Here is an 18,128-nt window from a genome sequence, read left to right on the forward strand (position 1 = left end):
AGATCCGCTTCGGGTCAATTCTCCGACAAATCGGCCGCGCGTCGCGAAAACAGCACCGACAGCGGACTGTCCGGCCGCGCCGCCGAACGCTCGGCCGTGAGCGCCCGGGCAAGCGCGCCGTCACCGGCTCGCAGGGCGGCTTCGATCAGCGTCAGGTCGATGACGTCGCGCTGTGCGTGGCTGCCGCCGAAACGATGGGCGATCGCCCGGATCGGCCTGATAAAACGTATGACCTCGGTGTAGTTGCCCTCGCCGAATGCCTTGATCGCCCGCGTCAGCGGATGGCCGACATCGCGGGTGAAAGCCGCATTGTCGTCGCTGCCATGCATGGCCTCACGCTGCGCATCGAGCAAGCCAAGGGCTGCCGCGTCGAGACCGGCTCCGACAAAAGCCATCATCGCGTGTGCGTCGTTGAAGGCATAGTTGCCGGCGCCGACCTTGGGCCAGTTGGCGGAGAGCGCAGCCCAGCGATCGCCGACATCGACGCCGCCGAGATAGAGCCGCCACAGGATCGCCGACGCATCGACCATGTTCAGCGCCATCGCCGACGGCGTGCCGTAGATCGGCCCGTCATAGAGCGCCAGCACCTCGTCGGTCTCGCCGAGATCGTAGTGAAACAGCGCCAGGTGCCACCAATTGTGCACCTGCAGGAAGCTTTCCCGCGTCCACGCCTCGGGATCGGCGCGCATCCAGGCAATGCCGTCCCTTTGCCGGCTTTGCATTTCCATGACATGGGCAACCGCGTGCTGCGCCCAGCCGTCGCGCGGCTCGATCTCGACCGCCGCGCGGCCAAGCCTCTCGGCCCTGCCATAGTCGCCCATCTCTTCCAGCCCGAACGCCTGCATGCCGAGGATGGCATGGTAGCCGGGCATGCCGCTTTGCCAGGATGGCAAGGCGCGGGCGATGCGGTCGCGTAGCATGCGGGCATTGCCGGTGAAGAAGTCGACCTGGTGACCGACCTGCAATGCCACGGCGTCGAGCGGGAAATCGATGGCGATGTCCTCGAGAATGTCGGCTGCATCATGCCAGCGCCCGTTGGCGAGGTGACCGAGGGCCAGGACATGGGCTTGCTCGCGCGTTGTCGCGGCAAGCGGCAGCGCCGCCTCGTGGCAGGCCCTGGCCACGGCCGTCGCCTCCTGCTCGGTGGCAAGGCCAAACAGATAGCCCTTGAAGACATGGGCCATGACGAAACCGGGATTTTCCGCGATAGCGCGATCGGCCGAGGCTACGGGATCGCCGATGAAGCACTGCAATTCGCGCACCGCCTGGCTGTAAGGCGTGAGCCCGGCTTCCGTAGCGCCCGAAAATGTGATGCCGAATCCATCCCTGATCGCCATGCGAAATCCCTCGATTGGACCGTCATGGGCACGCTGCCCCTCGGTCCAAGCGATCTTAACGCATGGGCCACGGGCGCGCCAACCGCATGTCGCGCAGGTCCGTTCCAGTAATTTTTGCAGTTCATCAACCATGGAGTGCAGATTAGGCTTTGTAAAAGCGAACGAATTGTGTCTTCATTGCGGCGCGGCGGCAGGCTTGAAATCGCGATCTGAGAGGGGACGCGATGCGGCATAGTGAAATACAGCTTCCGAACTGTCGTTCGGAGTACCCCAGCGAATCGGTTGCTTTGCTGCGGCAAAGGCCGCGACGAATCAATCCACGGCTTATTAGCTTTCTTGCAACTACAGCACTGACGTTGCTGCCCAATTCCGCGGCCTTCGCGGCATGCGTGCTGGGCCCAACCGCGGGGAATACCGTCTACACCTGCGATAGCGGCGATTCGGGCGGAAGCCTCACCGATACCGACGGCGACAACACGCTGAACTTTCCCGCAGGTGGTACCGGGCAGATCAGTGGGAACGTCACCTTTGGCGTCGGAACGGACCGCATCGACATGCAGTCCGGCACCATCACCGGCACGGTCGATCAGGGTGGCGGCACGGATTTCTTCACTATCGGCGGCGGCACTGTGGCCGGCAATGTGCAGCAGGGCGCCGGCATCGACGACTTCAACATGAGCGGCGGCCAGATCGGTTCGCTCAACCAGGGCGACGGGCTGGACACGTTCACCATGACCGGTGGGCGCATCGTCGATTTCTTCGACGACGGCGATCGTGCCGTGATGACCGGCGGGCGCATCGGCCGTGTCAACATGAAGCTCGACCAGAACTATTTCAACATGTCCGGCGGCATCATCGACCGCAACCTCGTCACCGGTTTCGACAAGGACACCATCATCCTGTCGGGCGGCATAATCGGCGGTAACATCAGTGTCAGCGGCGGCGCCGACAGCGTGACGGTGACCGGCGGCACGGTCGGCGGCGATGTGCTGATGAGCGTTGGCTCCGACAATTTCGTCTGGAACGGCGGCGGCATCATCTATGGTTCCGTCGATCTGGGCGGCGACAACGACACCGCCAAGCTCAGCAACCTCACCAATGGCAATCTCGGCGACACCAAGGCGATCACGGGCGGTGCAGGCACCGACACGCTGACCTTCGACAACGTCAAGCTGGAGGGGATCGCCAGGGTCCAGAACTGGGAGACGATCAACGCCACCAACGACACTCAATTGATGTTGGACGGCAATCTCGTGCTCGGCGACAGCGGCACGGGCACCGGGTCGCTAAACGTCGATCAGGCAAGCACGCTCTATGGCGGCGGCTTCAACTCGGCGATCCAAGCCTTCACGTCCGGCCAGTTGGCCAATGTCGTCAATGCCGGCCGTATCGACCTGACCAACGGCACAACCGGCGCTACGGACCGACTGACCATATCAGGCAACTATACCGGACTCGGCGGCTTGCTGCTCATCCAGACCGAACTTGGCGGTGACACGTCCGCTTCCGACAGGCTGGTCCTGTCTGGTGGAACGGCGTCCGGCTCGACCGGCATCGGAGTGATCAATGTCGGCGGCGCGGGTGCCGAGACCACCGCGGACGGCATCATGGTCGTCCAGGCGATCAACGGTGCCACATCCAGCGCCAGTGCCTTTGCCCTCGACGCGCCGGTCGCGGCAGGCGCCTTCGAATATTATCTGTTCAAGGGTGGCGTCAGCGCCGGCAGCGGGGAGAACTGGTATCTGCGCTCGACGCTGATAACGCCGACGTCGCCGGCGGCGGCGCCGTCTGCGCTGGAACCCGCGCCAAATCTCCAACCCGAACCGCCCGCGACCGAGCCACCACCGCCGCCGTCGGATCTGCCACCGGTGCCTGTGCCGACCGAGGGCGACATCAACAACCCGCCGGTCGACCCGACGCCGCCGGTGCAGGCCGCTGACCCGGAACCCGAGCCGCCGCCGCCACCACCGCCGGCACCGCCCGCGGATCCACCGCCACCGCCACCGGTTGTGCCTACCGTCGCGCCTGACCTGCCAACCCCGGCACCGGGCGAGCAGATACTGCTCTATCGCATCGAGGTTCCGGTCTATTCGGCCTTGCCGCCGGTGGCCGAACATCTGGCGATGACGACACTCGGCACCTTCCACGAGCGGCGCGGCGAACAGAGCCTGCTGTCGAACAACGAGATGTCGCCGGCCTGGGGCCGCATTTTCGGCCAGGACGCCAAGATGGGCTGGTCAGGAACGGTGTCGCCCTCCTTCGACGGCACGCTGTTCGGCCTTCAGGCAGGCTTCGACGTGTTCGGACGCGAGACCGCTTCAGGTGGAATCGATCGCGCCGGCCTGTTCGTCGCCTATGGCAGCATGAAGGGCGACGTGAGCGGCCAGGCGCTGGGACAAAACGATCTGTCGGTCGGCAAGCTCGACGTCAACGGCACCAGTGTCGGTGGTTACTGGACCCGCATCGGCCAGGGCGGCTGGTACCTCGACGGCGTCCTGATGGCCACGTTCTTCGGTGGCGACGCGACGTCGTCGCGCGGCGTCGGCATCGATGTCGACGGCACCGGTGTCACGGCCTCGCTGGAAGGCGGCTATCCCATAGCGCTGGGACAGGGCTGGACGCTCGAGCCGCAGGCGCAACTGGTCTGGCAGCATTTGACACTGGACGATACCGAGGACCGCTTCTCGTCGGTTTCGTTCGGCACCGACAGCAGCGTCACCGGCCGGCTGGGCGCGCGGCTGCAAGGCGAGACAACGATCAACGGCTTGGCCGTGCAGCCCTACCTCAAAGCCAATTTCTGGCACGATTTCGGCGGCACCGACACCGTCAGCTTCGACACCACCGATATAGCGACCGAGGGCCGATCGACCTCGTTTGAATTCGGCGGCGGCGTCGTGGCCAAGGTGAGCGACAAGGTCAGCATCTTCGCCACCGGCGACTACACCACCAATCTCGGCGGCGACAAGCGCCGCATCCTCGAGGGCAATCTGGGCTTCAGCGTCAAATGGTGACAAAGGTGTGCTGATATTCAGGTGATGCCGGCTTGCAAATGGCGGCTCTCTGCGCTTCCGGTGCTCGCGAACCACATGTCCGCTCCGCTCCGGTTCTCGAAAGCCACCATTTTCGGCTCGGCCTGACTCTCACCACACTTTGGACTTTGAACCGAGCCGAAAGATCGCGCCGCTTCAATTACCCGAACGCATCGCCACCGTGGCGATGCCGGCGCCGACCAGCAGCGTGCCGCCGGTGCGGTTGAAGATGCGGATCGCCTTGGGATTGCGCACGACGTTGCGGGCACGCGCGGCGACCAGCGCATAACCGAAGGCATTGGCGAAGGCGAGTGCCAGGAAGGTCGTCTCGAAGATCAGCATCTGCGTCCAGAAATTGGCATGCCGGTCGAGGAACTGCGGCAGGAAGGCGACGAAGAAGGTGATGCTTTTCGGGTTGAGAGCGGTGACCAGCCAGGCATGCGCCATCATCTTGGCCGCCGACACTGTATCGGTGCGCGGCTCGGCCTTCAGCGTGCCGCCGGCGCGAAACAGCTTTACGCCGAGATAGATCAGATAGCCGGCGCCGATCAGCTTCAGGACGGTGAAGATGGTCGCCGAGGCCGCAAGCAGGGCGCCAATGCCCAGCATCGACAGTGTCATGGCGGTGAAATCGCCGAGCGCCACGCCGACCGCCATCGGCAAGGCGGTGCGCCAGCCCTGGCCCAGCGCATAGGACACGACCAGCAGGATCGTCGGACCCGGAATGATGAGGAGGATGCTCGACGCGGCGGCGAAAGCGGCCCAGTTTTCGAAGGACATGCTTGTCTCCCTAGGGTTAAAGAGAAGGATAAATCCTGAGCCCTGGGAGAATGTAAAGGGGGCCTGTTTTTTGTTTTTGCGCCATTCCCGACTGAAAGCCGCCGCTCGGCTGACGTCGTCGGAAGCGGACGAACACCGCCAAGCCATGCTCGAACGCAGGCGACACAGATATTCACGCTTTATCAACCATGAATGACGAAAATACCCGCTATCCGGCCGGACCGTGCTTCCCGCCGACAGCGTAGGGTTTGGGTACATGCGTGAGTTGCCGCAAGGTCCGACGCCGCCACGAAACGGCGGCGCAGTCGATACCGATCTTCATCTTTCCCGCCGCGCCGTCCTGTCGGGCGCAGGCGCGCTGGCGCTGCTCAGCGCCGCAGGCTGCTCGACCTCCGGGGACGGCGGTATGCCGGTGCTGGATCTCGACAATACGGTAACCGGTTCGGTGCCGCAGATGCGGCCCGCGATCAGCGTCGACAAGAACATCACCGGCGCCGATGTCATGTACGCCGCTTTGACCGACAACGGCTTCAACGTGCCTGAAGTGCCGTACCTGAAAATCAAGCCGGAATTCCGCCGCCGGATCGTCGTCGACACCACAGGTGAGGCGCCCGGCACGATCGTCGTCCATCTCAAGGAACGCATGCTCTATCTGGTCCAGCCGGGAGGCGATGCCATCCGCTACGGCGTCGGCATCGGCAAGGACGGCTTCCGCTGGTCCGGCCGCGCAAACATCCAGTATGGCAGGGAATGGCCGACCTGGACGCCGCCGCCCGAGATGATCCAGCGCAAGCCGGAACTGGTGAAATGGCAGGGCGGCCAGCCCGGCGGCCTGACCAATCCGCTCGGGGCGCGTGCGCTCTACATCTATCAGGACGGCAAGGACACCGGCTATCGCATCCACGGCTCGCCCGAATGGTGGAGCATCGGCCAGGCGATGTCGTCGGGCTGCGTGCGCCTGATCAACCAGGACATCATCGACCTCTACAGCCGCGTTTCGAAGAAAAACCCGGTCGTCGTCATGTGATCGCGACCGCTGCTTGCGCGGTCCTATTTTTGAGCGGGACCTTCTCCGAAACCGGTGCCGCTTTTCGCTTACGCGGTCCTTCGGTTCGGGCCCCTGCCCCGGACTCTCCCGTTGCGCGATGCGGCAAGACAGGCCAAGGTGCCTTGAAAATCATCGCCTCGGGAGACGCCAGGAATGACCGGAACTTTTGTCATCGCGCAGGGTGGCGGCCCGACCGCCGTCATCAACCAAACGGTGGTCGGTGCGACGCTGGAGATCCGCAAACGGCATCCGGGCGCCAAGGTGCTGGGCTCCATCCACGGCGTGCGCGGCATTCGTGACGGCAATTATGTCGACCTCTCGGCTATCCCCGAAGACCGCCTGCGGCTGATCGCCGGAACGCCAAGCGCTGCGCTGGGCTCGACGCGCGACAAGCCGGATGCCGCCTATTGCGAAATCATCCTCAACGGCCTCAAAAAGGCCGGCGCTGACGCCTTCATCTATATTGGCGGCAACGACACCTCGGGCACGCAGCAAATCCTGACCGATGCGGCCGGCGGCAGCATCGCTTTCGTCCATGCGCCGAAAACCATCGACAATGACCTCGAGGAAAACGACCACACGCCGGGATTCATCTCGGCGGCCGAGTTCGTCGCCGGCGCCTTCCTGTCCGTCGATCTCGATTTCCGCGCCCTGCCCGGCATCTATGTCGGCATCGTCATGGGCCGGCATGCCGGCTTCCTGACCGCGGCCGCCGCTGCCTGGCAGCTCGATCCCGACAGCGGCCCGCATTTGGTCTACGTGCCGGAACGGCCGTTCTCGGCCGCCGGCTTCATCGACGACGTGCGCGCCACGCTCGACCGCCACAAGCGCTGCATCGTCGCCGTGTCGGAAGGGGTCAGCACCGCCGACGGCAAGGCGCTGGTCGAAAGCCTGGTGCCGCCGGACAAGCTCGAGCGCGACGCGCATGGCAACGTCAAGCTGTCGGGCAGCGACCTGCCGGCGGCGCTCGAGCGGGCTCTGGCCGAGGGCCTGCCGGGCAAGCGCGCCCGCGTCGATGCGCTCGGCTACATGCCGCGCGGCTATATCGGTGCCATCAGCGCCGTCGACGCGCAGGAAGCCTTCGATGCCGGCGCCTTCGCCGTCACCGTCGCCGAACAAGGCGGCGGGTCGGTGGCGCTGCAGTATGACGGCGCTAAAACGGTGCTGAAGAAGGTGCCGCTGAAGAACGTCGCCGGCAAGACCCGCCACATGCCCGACAATTTCATGAAGCCCGACGTCAACCAGTTGTCCGAGGCCGGCATGGCCTATCTCAAGCGGCTGGTGCCGGAAAAGTACAAGGTCGGGAAGCCATTCGTCTGATGGAATGGTTCAGCAAGAGCATCGTCGACGACAGGACGACGATGCTGACCGAGCCGTTCGTGCATGACTATGTGCGCGCCAACATCTGGCACCTGCGTGGGCGCGACGCCGACCTGTTGGTGGACACCGGCATGGGCATCCGTCCGCTGGCGCCGGAGATCGAAACGCCCCGTGGAAAGCCGCTGCTGGTCGTCGCCACCCATATCCATCTCGACCATGTCGGCTCGCTGCATGAATTTCCATGGCGGGCGGGACCCAGGATGAGTGCGGCGCAATTCGAAAACATGGATGAGGCGGCGACCTACGCCTACATGTTCCACGATCTCGAAGGCGCCGTTTCGAAACTGCCTGAGCCGGGCTGGAAAGCCGCCGACTACACGATCCCTTCGGCGCCCCTGACGCAGAGCCTCGACGAAGGCGATGTGATCGATCTCGGCGACCGGCAATTCCGCGTGCTGCACCTGCCTGGGCATTCGCCGGATTCGATCGCGCTGTTCGACGAGGCCGACGGCCTGTTCTTCAGCGGCGACGCCATCTACGACGACACGCTGATCGACAGCCTGCCGGATTCCGACCGCGCCGCCTATATCGGCACGATGCGGCGCCTGCTCGACCTGCCGATCCGCATCGGCCATGGCGGCCACGGCCCAAGCTTCGACGGCGAGCGCATGCGTGCGATTGCAACGGCCTATCTGCGCTTGCATGCCGGTCTGTGAGCGCTCGCTGAATTAAATCTTCGTAAGGTTCGTTCCAAAACCCTAAATCGGGCCGATCCGCACCCTAGATAGCTGGTTGTCGATCCGGCCGGCCGCCATGTACGGCGAGACAGGCGATCCCGGTCGTCGACACGCCGATGGGTGCTCCTCCAAGAACGCACACGGCGCCGGATCAACTCTCGCCCGGACAGAACGACCATGTCACCTCTAGGCATTCTTCGCAGACATCGCGTCGCCGCCCTGCTGGGCGCCGCGCTGATTATCTCCCCTGTTGTCGTTTCATTCGCCCAGAACACGAACGGCATTGCCAAGATCGTTGCGACCACCCAGACCCCGGCACCCGGAATATCGGCGCCGAACGGTTCGTTCGCGCCGGTCGTGGCCGCGACCAAACCGGCCGTCGTGACGGTAACGACCGTCATGAAGGCACAACCGGAAGCCATGAACGAAGCGTCGCCCTTCCAGGACAATTCCCCGTTCGACGACTATTTCCGGCAGTTCTTCGGTGACCAGGGCATGCCCATGCCCAGGACGCCGCCACAACAGCAGGCGCCGCGAACCGAGGCCCTGGGCTCCGGCTTCATCGTCGGTGCCGACGGCACCATCGTCACCAACAACCATGTCGTCGACGGCGCCTCCTCGATCAAGGTGACGCTCGACGACGGCACGGAACTGCCGGCCAAGGTCGTCGGCAGCGACGCCAAGAACGATCTCGCCGTGCTCAAGATCAAGGCCGGCAAGCCTTTGCCGACGGTCAAATGGGGCGATTCCGACAGGCTGATGACCGGCGACCAGGTGCTGGCGATCGGCAATCCGTTCGGCATCGGCACCACGGTTAGCGCGGGCATCGTCTCGGCGCGCGGCCGCGACCTGCACAGCGGGCCGTTCGACGACTTCATCCAGATCGACGCGCCGATCAACCATGGCAATTCCGGCGGTCCGCTGGTGGATGTGAACGGCAATGTCATTGGCATCAACACGGCGATCTATTCGCCCAATGGCGGCAGCGTCGGCGTCGGCTTCGCCATTCCCTCCGACCAGGCCCAGAAGGTGGTCGCCAAGCTGGAGAAAGGCGGCTCCATCCAGTACGGCTATCTCGGCGTCGATATCCAGCCGGTGACGCCGGACGTTGCCAGCGCCATGGGGCTCGATCATCCCGGCGGCGCGCTGGTTTCCCAGGTCAATGACGGCTCCCCGGCGGCCCTTGCCGGTGTCGAAACCGGCGACGTCATCACCGGCTTCGCCGGACAGGACGTGAAGGATCCCAAGGATCTGTCGCGGGCCGTCGCCGACGTCGCCCCTGGCACCAGGGAATCGCTCGATGTCTGGCGCAAGGGCAAGGCCATGAAGATCTCCGTCGATGTCGGACGCAACAGCGACGATGCGAAGACGGCATCGACCGGCGGCTCCGGCGCGCCTGGCGCCGAGCAGGGCTCCGGTGCGCCAGCGCTCGGCCTCGGCCTGATGGACATCACGCCCGACATTCGCCAGCAAATGAACCTCGCCGATAACGAGCGTGGCGCGGTTGTTGCCCGCGTCAATCCCGACAAGGCAGCGGCCGCTGCCGGCATCCAGCCGGGCGACATCATCGTCGCCGTCAACCAGGTTCCGGTGAAGAGCGCCAAACAGGTGACCCAGGCGGTTGCCCAGGCAGGCAAATCAGGGCGCAAGTCGGTGCTGTTGCTGGTCGAACGCGGCGGCAGCCAGATCTATGTCGCCGTGCCGTTCGCCAATGGCTGAGACGCGACGCTGGCTTGAATAACGGCGTGGCGGCTTGTCGACGACGAGCCGCCAGCCGTGCGGGCACCGCAACTACAGTTTGCGCAGCGCCACTTCCTCGACCAGGTGGTCGGCGCCCTTGCGCAGGATGAGATCGGCGCGGGCACGCGTCGGCAGGATGTTCTCGCGCAAATTCTTCAAGTTGATGTTGGTCCACAGGCCTTCGGCGATGGCCCGCGCCGAATCCTCCGAGAGCTGCGAATAGCGGTGGAAGAAGGAGTCCGGATTGCGGAAAGCGGTCTCGCGCAGCCGCATGAAGCGGGAAATATACCACTCGTGGATCAGCTTCTCGTCGGCGTCGATGTAGATGGCGAAATCGAAGAAGTCCGACAGGAAAGGCACGATCTTGCCGTCCTGCGGCAGCTTGCCCGGCTGCAGCACGTTGATGCCTTCGAAGATCAGGATATCCGGCCGGTCGATGGTGACGAACTCGCCGGGAATGACGTCATAAGTCAGGTGCGAATAAACAGGCGCGCGGACATCGGGCAGCGCGGACTTGATGCCGGAGAGGAAGCGCAGCAGCGCGCCGACATCGTAGCTGTCAGGGAAGCCCTTGCGTTCCATCAGGTTTTCGCGGCGCAGCACCTCGTTGGGCAGCAGAAAACCGTCGGTGGTGATGAGATCGACCTTGGGGCTCGACGGCCAGCGGGCCAGAAGCTCCTTCAGCACGCGTGCCGTGGTCGATTTGCCGACCGCGACGGAGCCGGCAATGCCGATGATGAACGGCGTCTTGACGATATCGACGGCGTTGAAGAAGGCCTGGCGCTGCCGGAACAGAAGCTGGCTCGCCTCGACATGGGCGGACAGCAGCCGCGACAGCGACAGATAGATGCGCGAGACCTCCGCGAGGTCGACCGGGTCGTTCAGCGAACGCAAGCGGCGGAACTCGTCCTCGCTCAGCGTCAGCGGCGTGTCGGCGCGGAATCGCGACCATTGCTCGGCGGAGAAGAAACGAAACGGGGAATATTTCTCGGTCGGCGCGAGCTGATCCATCGAGATACCTGCCCTTCCTCGCGGTCAGCCCTTGGGCCGTGACGCCTTCTCGGCGATGCCCGAACGCCCCGTGCGGCCTTCAAGCTCCTTGAGCACGTCGCTCAACGGGACACCCGAGAGGCCGAGAACGACGAGCCAATGATATATAAGATCGGCACTTTCGGAAACGAGGCCCTGCTTGTCGCCCTTGACGGCGGCGATCACCGTCTCGACCGCCTCTTCGCCGAGCTTCTGCGCCGCCTTGTCGATGCCACGGGCGAACAGTTTCGCCGTCCACGAGTCGGGGTCACCGGAATGGGCGCGCTCATGGACGATTTTTTCCAGATCGGACAGCGAAAATTCAGCCATGGCGCCTGAGGCCCCTTTTTCTTAGCCGGAAAGCCTCTAGAGCATTTCACCGTTTCACGGAAACGGCGAACCGCTCTATCTCTTTGTTTTTACGCAATTCCGAACGGAAAAGCATGTCACACTTTTCCTGGAATTGCTCTAGGACCGATCGCCCGAGGAGTCTAGCCGCATCGGCAGCCCGGCCGTGGCCATATGCGCCTTGGCTTGGGCTATGGTGTAGGTGCCGAAATGGAAGATCGAGGCCGCCAGCACCGCGCCGGCATGGCCGTCGCGGATGCCTTCGACCATGTGATCGAGCGTGCCGACGCCGCCCGAAGCGATAACCGGGGCGCGCACCGCGTCGGCAACCGCGCGGGTGAGCGCGATGTCGTAGCCGGCCTTGGTGCCGTCGCGGTCCATCGAGGTCAAAAGGATCTCGCCGGCGCCGCGATCGACCATTTTGCGAGCGAATTCGACCGCATCGATGCCGGTCTTCTCGCGTCCGCCATGGGTGAAGATCTCCCATCGGTCGGCTTCGCCGGCACCGGACACTTTCTTGGCGTCGATGGCGACGACAATGCATTGATTGCCGAACTTGTCGGCGGCTTCGGCGACGAAATCCGGGTTCGTCACCGCTGCCGTGTTGATCGACACCTTGTCGGCGCCGGCCAGCAGCAATTTCCGGATGTCGGCGACCTGGCGCACGCCGCCGCCGACGGTCAACGGCATGAAGCATTGCTCGGCGGTGCGGGCGACGACGTCGAAAATGGTCTCGCGATTGTCAGACGAAGCGGTGATGTCGAGAAAACAAAGCTCGTCGGCGCCGGCCGCGTCATAGGCCTTGGCCGCCTCGACCGGATCGCCGGCATCGATGAGATCGACGAAGTTGACGCCCTTGACGACACGGCCGTTCTTGACGTCGAGGCAAGGGATGACGCGGGCTTTCAGCATCAGCGGCCCTCTATCGTGGCGATGAGATCGTTGAGCAGCTGGCCGACCAGCGGCGGCACGTCGGCCTTGGCGTCGAAGGCCGGATCGTAAGCGGAAATGGTGATGCCGATAATCGGCACGGCAAGCGCGATGGCGCAAGCCGCGTCGCGCAATTGTTCCGGGTCCGGCCCGCCGGGGGTAACGTAGCGGTTGGCCTGCAGCTCCTCGGGATCGTGCACGTCGAGATCGAGGTGCATATGCACGCGTTCGGCGCCGGCAGCCTTCAGCTTTGCCGTCGCTTGCGCCACGCCGGGGCATTCCGTGCGGATGATCGGCAGCGTCTCGACAAGTTTTTCCTCGGCCGGATCGAGATCGCGCGCGTTGACGAGCACGCAGCGCGAGGGATCGATCGGCTTGAAGCCGGGGATGGCTCCCGCCATCGGACGCCAGCACAGGCCGAGCACCGTCGCCAGCGCCATGCCGTCGAGAAAGCCGTATGTGGATGTCTCGGGCGTGTTGAGGTCGCCATGCTGGTCGGCCCAGATGATCGCATCGGCACCCTCACCCGCGACCGCGCCGGCTGACGTCAGGCAATTTCCGGCCAGCACAATGGGGAACCGGCCCCTGTCGATGGCAATGCGAACCTCGCCTGAGACGGCATTGCAGACGGCAAAGCCGGTGGCGATCTCGCGTTCCTGGGCATCGCCGACCCTGCCGATGTCCTCCACGGTCACGTCGTGGCCGGCCATGGTCAGGGCGTCGACGAGGCCGCCCGCGATCAGCGCATCGGGACCCTGGCCCATGCCGCCATGATAATGGCCGCTGTCATAGGAGGCCAGGATGATGGTGAGCTTCACGACCGCGCCTCCATTGCCGGTTTGCCCCGCAGGATCGCCAGCGCCTCGGCCGGATCGATGCGGCCGTCATAGAGTGCGCGGCCCGAAATGGCGCCTTCGAGCTTTTGCGCGTCCGGCATGGTCATACGCACGATATCGGCGATCGAGGCGAGGCCACCCGAAGCGATGACCGGGATCGACACCGCCTCGGCGAGATCGATGGTGGCGTCCCAGTTGATGCCGGTCAGCACGCCGTCGCGGTCGATGTCGGTGTAGATGATAGCGGCGACGCCGGCGCCTTCGAATTTCCTGGCCAGTTCGATGACGCCGAGGCTCGACGCCTCGGCCCAGCCCTCGACCGCGACCTTGCCGCCCTTGGCGTCGATGCCGACGGCGACCTTGCCCGGGAAGGCCTTGCAGGCCTGCCTGACCATGTCGGGATCGCGCACCGCCACGGTGCCAAGGATGACGCGGGCGAGGCCACGGGCGAGCCAGTCCTCGATCTGCTCCAGCGTGCGGATGCCGCCGCCGAGCTGCACCGGGTTCTTCGTCCCCTTGAGGATGGCGCCGACGGCCGCGCTGTTGACGCTCTGGCCCTTGAAGGCGCCGTTGAGGTCGACGACATGCAGCCACTCGAAGCCTTGCTCCTCGAAGGCTTTTGCCTGCGCGGCTGGATCATCGTTGTAGATGGTCGCGGTGGCCATGTCGCCGTGCTTCAGGCGCACGCACTTGCCGTCCTTGAGGTCGATGGCGGGAAAAAGGATCATCTAGGCGCCCTCGACGATGACGAAATGACCTGATGAGGCGGCAAGTTTGCTCATGCTCGTCAGGGCCTCCACTTCAGGAAATTGGTGATCAGCGCCAGGCCGAGCGCCTGGCTCTTTTCGGGATGGAACTGGGTGCCGGCGAGATTGTCGCGGGCAACAGCGGCCGTCACCGGGCCGCCATAGTCGGCGACCGCAAGGACCTCGTTCGGCTGGCGCGCATCGAGATGGTAGGAATGGACGAAATAGGCGTGCAACCCTTCTGGTCCGGTGGGAATGCCTGAAAACAGCGGATGCTGGCGCCTCAGTTCGATCGTGTTCCAGCCGATCTGCGGGATCTTCAGCGCCGGATCGGCTGGCGCGATCTCCTTGACGTCACCGGCAATCCAGCCAAAGCCGTTGGTGACGGTCTTTTCGAGGCCGCGCTGCGACATCAGCTGCATGCCGACGCAAATGCCGAGGAAAGGACGGCCCTTGGCAATGGCGACATCCTCGACCGCTTCCCACATGCCGTCGACGGCGCGCAAGCCGGCCGCGCAGTCGGCATAGGCGCCGACGCCCGGCAGGACGATGCGGTCGGCGGTGCGCACCCGCTCGGCATCGGCCGTCAGGTCGATCTCAGCCTCGATGCCGGCTTCGCGCGCGGCGCGCTCGAATGCCTTGGTGGCCGAGCGCAGATTGCCCGAGCCATAATCGATGATTGCCACCCGCATGTCAGCGCCGTCCCGGAATGTGGGTCAGTCCCAGCGCCATGCCCGGCTGCGCCGGGCGCGCCAAGGCGGCATCCGGAACCATGCGCGGCGCAGGTGCGGCTTCGTCCGCATGCGCCTCGGCCTCCAGCGCATAGCGGATGTCGGCATCATCCAGCCAGCCGGCCTGGACCACGCCCCATTCATGCCAGCCGCGGCGGCGGAGCGCAGCAATGCGCAGCCCCTGCCCTTCCAGGCCGACATAGAGCGAGACCAGCAGCGACAGCAGCGAGCCGGCAAGGCCAAGGCCGAGCTTCTCACCAAGCATCGAAAGCAGGCCCATGACGACGAAGGTCAGCGCCGCCTCGATCCACAGCCTATGCCAGGCGAACCATAGTGGCGGCACCAGCAGGCCGAGCCAGGCAAAGCCGTCACGGACAAAGACCGTTGCGCCGGCTCTCTCGCTGCGGCCGGGTGGTTCCATCACGACATAGCTGGCCATGACGCTATCCCTTCAAAGATCCCTTGGTGGAGGGAACCGCGTCCGGCTGGCGCGGATCGCGTTCCAGTGCGGCGCGCAGCGCGCGCGCCACCGCCTTGAAGCAGGTCTCGGCGATATGATGGTTGTTGGCGCCATAGTGGTTGATGACATGCAGCGTGATGCCGGCGTTCTGCGCCAGCGCCTGGAAGAATTCACGCACCAGTTCGGTATCGAAGGTGCCGATCTTCGGCGACGAGAACGAAACGTTCCAGACCAGGAAGGGGCGGCCGGAGACGTCGATCGCCGCGCGCGTCAGCGTCTCGTCCATGGCGAGGTCGATCGAGGCATAGCGCATGATGCCGCGCCGTTCGCCCAGCGCCTTGGTCAAGGCTTGGCCAAGCGCGATGCCGGTATCCTCGACGGTGTGGTGATCGTCGATGTGCAGGTCGCCCTTGGCCTTGACCGTCATGTCGATCAGCGAATGGCGGGAAAGCTGGTCGAGCATATGGTCGAAGAAGCCGACGCCGGTGGCGATATCGGATTTGCCCGAACCGTCGACATGGACCGACACCGAGATGTCGGTTTCCCTGGTCTTGCGGTTGGCTTCGGCGGAACGGGGCGCCATTGCTGTATCCTTGTCCCATTAGTTCACATGGTGACCGGTTCACGGGCCTCAAGCGCTCGCGGGCTTGAAAACGAAAGCCTTCTATCAGCATGATCCGGCGATTGCCAGTTGCGATCCCCGCCGCTATCCAGCCGTTTGCAATCATTGGTCCCGTGCATACATATGGCCGATAAAATCACTCGTACCGCGCCAATCGCCTTTTGGGATCGCGCGAATCGGAGCTAAAAATGTCTGACAATCTGACCATGCACGCCACGACCATCGTGACGGTGCGCAAGGGCAACAAGGTGGTGATCGCCGGCGACGGCCAGGTCAGCCTTGGCCAGACCATCATGAAGGGCAATGCCCGCAAAGTCCGCCGTATCGGCAAGGGCGGCAATGTGATTGCCGGTTTCGCCGGTGCCACCGCCGACGCCTTCACGCTGCTGGAGCGGCTGGAAGCCAAGCTCGAACAATATCCCGACCAGCTGACGCGCGCCTGCGTCGAGCTTGCCAAGGACTGGCGCACCGATCGCTATCTGCGCCGGCTGGAGGCCATGATGCTGGTTGCCGACAAGTCGGTCTCGCTGGCGCTGACCGGCACCGGCGACGTGCTCGAACCCGAATTTGGCGTCATGGCCATCGGTTCCGGCGGCAATTACGCGCTGGCCGCCGCACGCGCGCTGATGGACACCGACAAGGATGCCGAGGAGATCGCCCGCAAGGCGATGCAGATCGCATCCGACATCTGCGTCTACACCAACAACAATTTCGTCGTCGAAACGCTCGATGCCGCCTGAATCAGGCGTGCTCTATGATTTTCGGCCAGTGACGGAGAAAGACCTGCCGATGATCGCCGGCTGGCTCGCCGAGCCGCATGTCGCGCAATGGTGGGACGATCCGGAGACCGAAATCGCCGAGATTCGCGGTCACATCGACAGTATTTCCGTCGAGCCGCTGATCGTCGAACTCGACGGCATTCCGATCGCCTATCTGCAGAGCTACGACCCGCATCTGGAAGACGATCATCCCTATGCCGACCAGCCGTTCGGCACGCTCGGCATCGACGTGTCGATCGGCCGGCCGGAACTGGTCGGCCTCGGCCATGGCTCGGCGATCGTGCGCCAGTTCGTCGAGCAATTGTTCGAGGAAGGTGTGCCGCGCGTCATCATCGACCCCGATCCGGCCAATCTCCGGGCGATCCGCGCCTACGAAAAGGCCGGCTTTGTTGCCTTTGACACCAGAACATCGGAGTACGGGCCAGCCCTGATGATGGCGCGCGACGCGACGCAGGAGCCCAATTGATCAGCGCCGAAACCCTCGACAAGGCAGTCGCGAAAGGTTTGATCTCGCAGACCTTGCGCGATCAGTTGGAGGCCATGGAACGCGCGGTCGCTCTCGCCCCCGAGGCCAGGTGCGCCGATGACGAGGGTGACGAGGAAAACCTGCGGCTGGTCGGCGGCGGCAACGATCTGTTCGTCACCGTGGGAACCGTTCTGCTCAGCGCCGGCTTCTTCTTTGTCCTCACCACCTTGCTTCCAGGCCAGACATTCTGGATCGCCGGCATCCTCGCGGTTTTCGCCTGGGGGCTCGCCGAAATCGTCACGCGTCAGCACCGGATGAAACTATCGTCGTCCGTGCTTGCCCTGATTTTCATGGCCGCCATTCTGGCCGCTCTGGCGCTGCAAGTGGAGGCCAGCTTCGGCATACGCAAGCCGGAAACCATCTGGCAGCTATTGGCGTTGCGCCAGACGGCGTCCCGGGCCGGATATCTGTTCCTGGGCGGAGGAATAATCGCGGCGGCGATCTATTTCTGGCGCTTTCGCGTCCCCATCATTGCCGGGACTATCGCCATCGCCTTCACACTGCTTGCCTTCCTGCAAACGGCGATAATCCTGTATGACAGCGTGACAACCGGCGCGATTGCGCCGCCGCGCCTCGAGGACGTTCCCGAATTGCTTCGTGCGGCCCTTTACATGCCGCTGATCTGCGGCCTGATCGTGTTCGCAACGGGTGTCGCTTTTGACATTTACGACAGGGATCGACGCAAGATCTGGTCCGATTGCGCTTTCTGGCTGCATGTCGTCTCGGCGCCGATGCTGGTGCATCCGCTTTTTATCATGGCAACCGGCCAAAACGTCGTATTCGGACATATCGCGCCGGATGCCAATGCAACCATCATGCTGACGATTCTGATCCTTGGCTTCCTCTATGTCGCGCTGGCCATAGACCGCCGTTCGCTTCTGGTTCCTACATTGGCTTACTTCGGCTCGCTGGGCATCTATTATCTGGTGAATTCCGCCTCCGATTCGACGGGCATCCCGCCTTTTGCCTTGATCCTGGTCGTTGTTGGCGCGCTGATTATTCTGTTCGGGGCCGGCTGGCAGCGTATCAGGCGGATTGTGGTCAATCCCACCTTGCCGGCGGCCGTGATCCGCCGGCTACCGCCGCTGAAGGCGTGACAGGGCTTTGTGATGGTCGAGACGGCGACGCGA

At 64.1% G+C, this 18,128-nt stretch carries 18 protein-coding genes; 8 read left to right on the plus strand and 10 right to left on the minus strand.

Going from position 1 to position 18,128, the window contains the following annotated elements; genetic code table 11:
* Positions 1-14 precede the first annotated feature (14 nt).
* Positions 15-1,337 (minus strand): tetratricopeptide repeat protein, encoded by a 1,323-nt coding sequence (locus X743_RS156050; protein WP_023765648.1) that lies wholly within the window; start codon positions 1,335-1,337, stop codon positions 15-17.
* A gap of 224 nt (positions 1,338-1,561) precedes the next feature.
* On the opposite strand from X743_RS156050, the gene X743_RS156045 reads away from it, so the two are divergent.
* Complete coding sequence (locus tag X743_RS156045) at positions 1,562-4,348, plus strand: autotransporter outer membrane beta-barrel domain-containing protein (protein ID WP_023765649.1); 2,787 nt, start codon at positions 1,562-1,564, stop codon at positions 4,346-4,348.
* A gap of 174 nt (positions 4,349-4,522) precedes the next feature.
* On the opposite strand, the gene X743_RS156040 is transcribed toward X743_RS156045, so the two are convergent.
* Complete coding sequence (locus X743_RS156040) at positions 4,523-5,146, minus strand: LysE family translocator (RefSeq protein ID WP_023765651.1); 624 nt, start codon at positions 5,144-5,146, stop codon at positions 4,523-4,525.
* Between the two features lie 256 nt (positions 5,147-5,402).
* On the opposite strand from X743_RS156040, the gene X743_RS156035 reads away from it, so the two are divergent.
* The 4 genes from X743_RS156035 to X743_RS156020 all read left to right on the plus strand — a co-directional run bounded on the left by X743_RS156035 (position 5,403) and on the right by X743_RS156020 (position 9,970).
* On the plus strand, positions 5,403-6,173 hold the full coding sequence (locus X743_RS156035; RefSeq protein WP_023765652.1) for a L,D-transpeptidase: 771 nt from the start codon (positions 5,403-5,405) through the stop codon (positions 6,171-6,173).
* Between the two features lie 174 nt (positions 6,174-6,347).
* A complete protein-coding gene (locus X743_RS156030; protein ID WP_023765653.1) occupies positions 6,348-7,514 on the plus strand; it encodes a diphosphate--fructose-6-phosphate 1-phosphotransferase in 1,167 nt (388 codons plus the stop codon).
* Positions 7,514-8,230, plus strand: coding sequence for an MBL fold metallo-hydrolase (locus X743_RS156025; RefSeq protein ID WP_023765654.1), 717 nt, complete (start codon positions 7,514-7,516; stop codon positions 8,228-8,230). The genes X743_RS156030 and X743_RS156025 overlap by 1 nt, the downstream gene beginning before the upstream one ends.
* Before the next feature lie 198 nt (positions 8,231-8,428).
* Complete coding sequence (locus tag X743_RS156020) at positions 8,429-9,970, plus strand: DegQ family serine endoprotease (protein ID WP_023765655.1); 1,542 nt, start codon at positions 8,429-8,431, stop codon at positions 9,968-9,970.
* A gap of 72 nt (positions 9,971-10,042) precedes the next feature.
* On the opposite strand, the gene coaA is transcribed toward X743_RS156020, so the two are convergent.
* From coaA to hisB, 8 genes are all read right to left on the minus strand, one after another.
* Positions 10,043-11,002, minus strand: a complete 960-nt coding sequence (gene coaA / locus X743_RS156015) for a type I pantothenate kinase (protein ID WP_023765656.1) — start codon at positions 11,000-11,002, stop codon at positions 10,043-10,045.
* A 24-nt stretch (positions 11,003-11,026) separates the two neighbouring features.
* Positions 11,027-11,350, minus strand: a complete 324-nt coding sequence (locus X743_RS156010; protein WP_023765657.1) for a phosphoribosyl-ATP diphosphatase — start codon at positions 11,348-11,350, stop codon at positions 11,027-11,029.
* 138 nt (positions 11,351-11,488) lie between these two features.
* Positions 11,489-12,283, minus strand: coding sequence for an imidazole glycerol phosphate synthase subunit HisF (gene hisF, locus X743_RS156005; protein ID WP_023765658.1), 795 nt, complete (start codon positions 12,281-12,283; stop codon positions 11,489-11,491).
* Positions 12,280-13,116, minus strand: a complete 837-nt coding sequence (locus X743_RS156000) for an arginase family protein (protein ID WP_023765659.1) — start codon at positions 13,114-13,116, stop codon at positions 12,280-12,282. The genes hisF and X743_RS156000 overlap by 4 nt, the downstream gene beginning before the upstream one ends.
* Entirely contained in the window at positions 13,113-13,862 is a 750-nt protein-coding gene (hisA, locus tag X743_RS155995; protein WP_023765660.1) for a 1-(5-phosphoribosyl)-5-[(5-phosphoribosylamino)methylideneamino]imidazole-4-carboxamide isomerase, read from the minus strand. Before hisA ends, X743_RS156000 begins: the two co-directional genes overlap by 4 nt.
* A gap of 59 nt (positions 13,863-13,921) precedes the next feature.
* On the minus strand, positions 13,922-14,572 hold the full coding sequence (gene hisH / locus X743_RS155990) for an imidazole glycerol phosphate synthase subunit HisH (RefSeq protein ID WP_023765661.1): 651 nt from the start codon (positions 14,570-14,572) through the stop codon (positions 13,922-13,924).
* Position 14,573: 1 nt separating this feature from the next.
* On the minus strand, positions 14,574-15,050 hold the full coding sequence (locus X743_RS155985) for a DUF2628 domain-containing protein (protein WP_023765662.1): 477 nt from the start codon (positions 15,048-15,050) through the stop codon (positions 14,574-14,576).
* A 4-nt stretch (positions 15,051-15,054) separates the two neighbouring features.
* Positions 15,055-15,654 (minus strand): imidazoleglycerol-phosphate dehydratase HisB, encoded by a 600-nt coding sequence (hisB, locus tag X743_RS155980; RefSeq protein WP_013891703.1) that lies wholly within the window; start codon positions 15,652-15,654, stop codon positions 15,055-15,057.
* Positions 15,655-15,881: 227 nt separating this feature from the next.
* On the opposite strand from hisB, the gene hslV reads away from it, so the two are divergent.
* From hslV to X743_RS155965, 3 genes are read left to right on the plus strand one after another with little or no spacing between them, the layout of a single operon-like run.
* Positions 15,882-16,433 carry an ATP-dependent protease subunit HslV gene (gene hslV, locus X743_RS155975; protein ID WP_023765663.1) on the plus strand — a complete coding sequence of 184 codons (552 nt, stop codon included), beginning with the start codon at positions 15,882-15,884 and terminating at the stop codon, positions 16,431-16,433.
* Positions 16,423-16,938 (plus strand): GNAT family N-acetyltransferase, encoded by a 516-nt coding sequence (locus X743_RS155970; RefSeq protein ID WP_023765664.1) that lies wholly within the window; start codon positions 16,423-16,425, stop codon positions 16,936-16,938. The genes hslV and X743_RS155970 overlap by 11 nt, the downstream gene beginning before the upstream one ends.
* Entirely contained in the window at positions 16,935-18,095 is a 1,161-nt protein-coding gene (locus tag X743_RS155965; RefSeq protein ID WP_023765665.1) for a hypothetical protein, read from the plus strand. The genes X743_RS155970 and X743_RS155965 overlap by 4 nt, the downstream gene beginning before the upstream one ends.
* The last annotated feature ends 33 nt before the right edge of the window (positions 18,096-18,128 follow it).

The organism is Mesorhizobium sp. LNHC232B00, from assembly GCF_000502435.1.
Classification (GTDB): domain Bacteria; phylum Pseudomonadota; class Alphaproteobacteria; order Rhizobiales; family Rhizobiaceae; genus Mesorhizobium; species Mesorhizobium opportunistum.

Excerpts from the sequence above, each read along its gene's own strand:
- hisA (WP_023765660.1), bottom strand. The coding sequence starts at position 13,862 with ATGATCCTTTTTCCCGCCATCGACCTCAAGGACGGCAAGTGCGTGCGC.
- X743_RS156030 (WP_023765653.1), top strand. The coding sequence starts at position 6,348 with ATGACCGGAACTTTTGTCATCGCGCAGGGTGGCGGCCCGACCGCCGTC.
- X743_RS156050 (WP_023765648.1), bottom strand. The coding sequence starts at position 1,337 with ATGGCGATCAGGGATGGATTCGGCATCACATTTTCGGGCGCTACGGAA.
- X743_RS156020 (WP_023765655.1), top strand. The coding sequence starts at position 8,429 with ATGTCACCTCTAGGCATTCTTCGCAGACATCGCGTCGCCGCCCTGCTG.
- hisB (WP_013891703.1), bottom strand. The coding sequence starts at position 15,654 with ATGGCGCCCCGTTCCGCCGAAGCCAACCGCAAGACCAGGGAAACCGAC.
- X743_RS156040 (WP_023765651.1), bottom strand. The coding sequence starts at position 5,146 with ATGTCCTTCGAAAACTGGGCCGCTTTCGCCGCCGCGTCGAGCATCCTC.
- hslV (WP_023765663.1), top strand. The coding sequence starts at position 15,882 with ATGTCTGACAATCTGACCATGCACGCCACGACCATCGTGACGGTGCGC.
- coaA (WP_023765656.1), bottom strand. The coding sequence starts at position 11,002 with ATGGATCAGCTCGCGCCGACCGAGAAATATTCCCCGTTTCGTTTCTTC.
- X743_RS155970 (WP_023765664.1), top strand. The coding sequence starts at position 16,423 with ATGCCGCCTGAATCAGGCGTGCTCTATGATTTTCGGCCAGTGACGGAG.
- hisH (WP_023765661.1), bottom strand. The coding sequence starts at position 14,572 with ATGCGGGTGGCAATCATCGATTATGGCTCGGGCAATCTGCGCTCGGCC.
- X743_RS156010 (WP_023765657.1), bottom strand. The coding sequence starts at position 11,350 with ATGGCTGAATTTTCGCTGTCCGATCTGGAAAAAATCGTCCATGAGCGC.
- X743_RS156045 (WP_023765649.1), top strand. The coding sequence starts at position 1,562 with ATGCGGCATAGTGAAATACAGCTTCCGAACTGTCGTTCGGAGTACCCC.
- X743_RS155985 (WP_023765662.1), bottom strand. The coding sequence starts at position 15,050 with ATGGCCAGCTATGTCGTGATGGAACCACCCGGCCGCAGCGAGAGAGCC.
- X743_RS156025 (WP_023765654.1), top strand. The coding sequence starts at position 7,514 with ATGGAATGGTTCAGCAAGAGCATCGTCGACGACAGGACGACGATGCTG.
- X743_RS156035 (WP_023765652.1), top strand. The coding sequence starts at position 5,403 with ATGCGTGAGTTGCCGCAAGGTCCGACGCCGCCACGAAACGGCGGCGCA.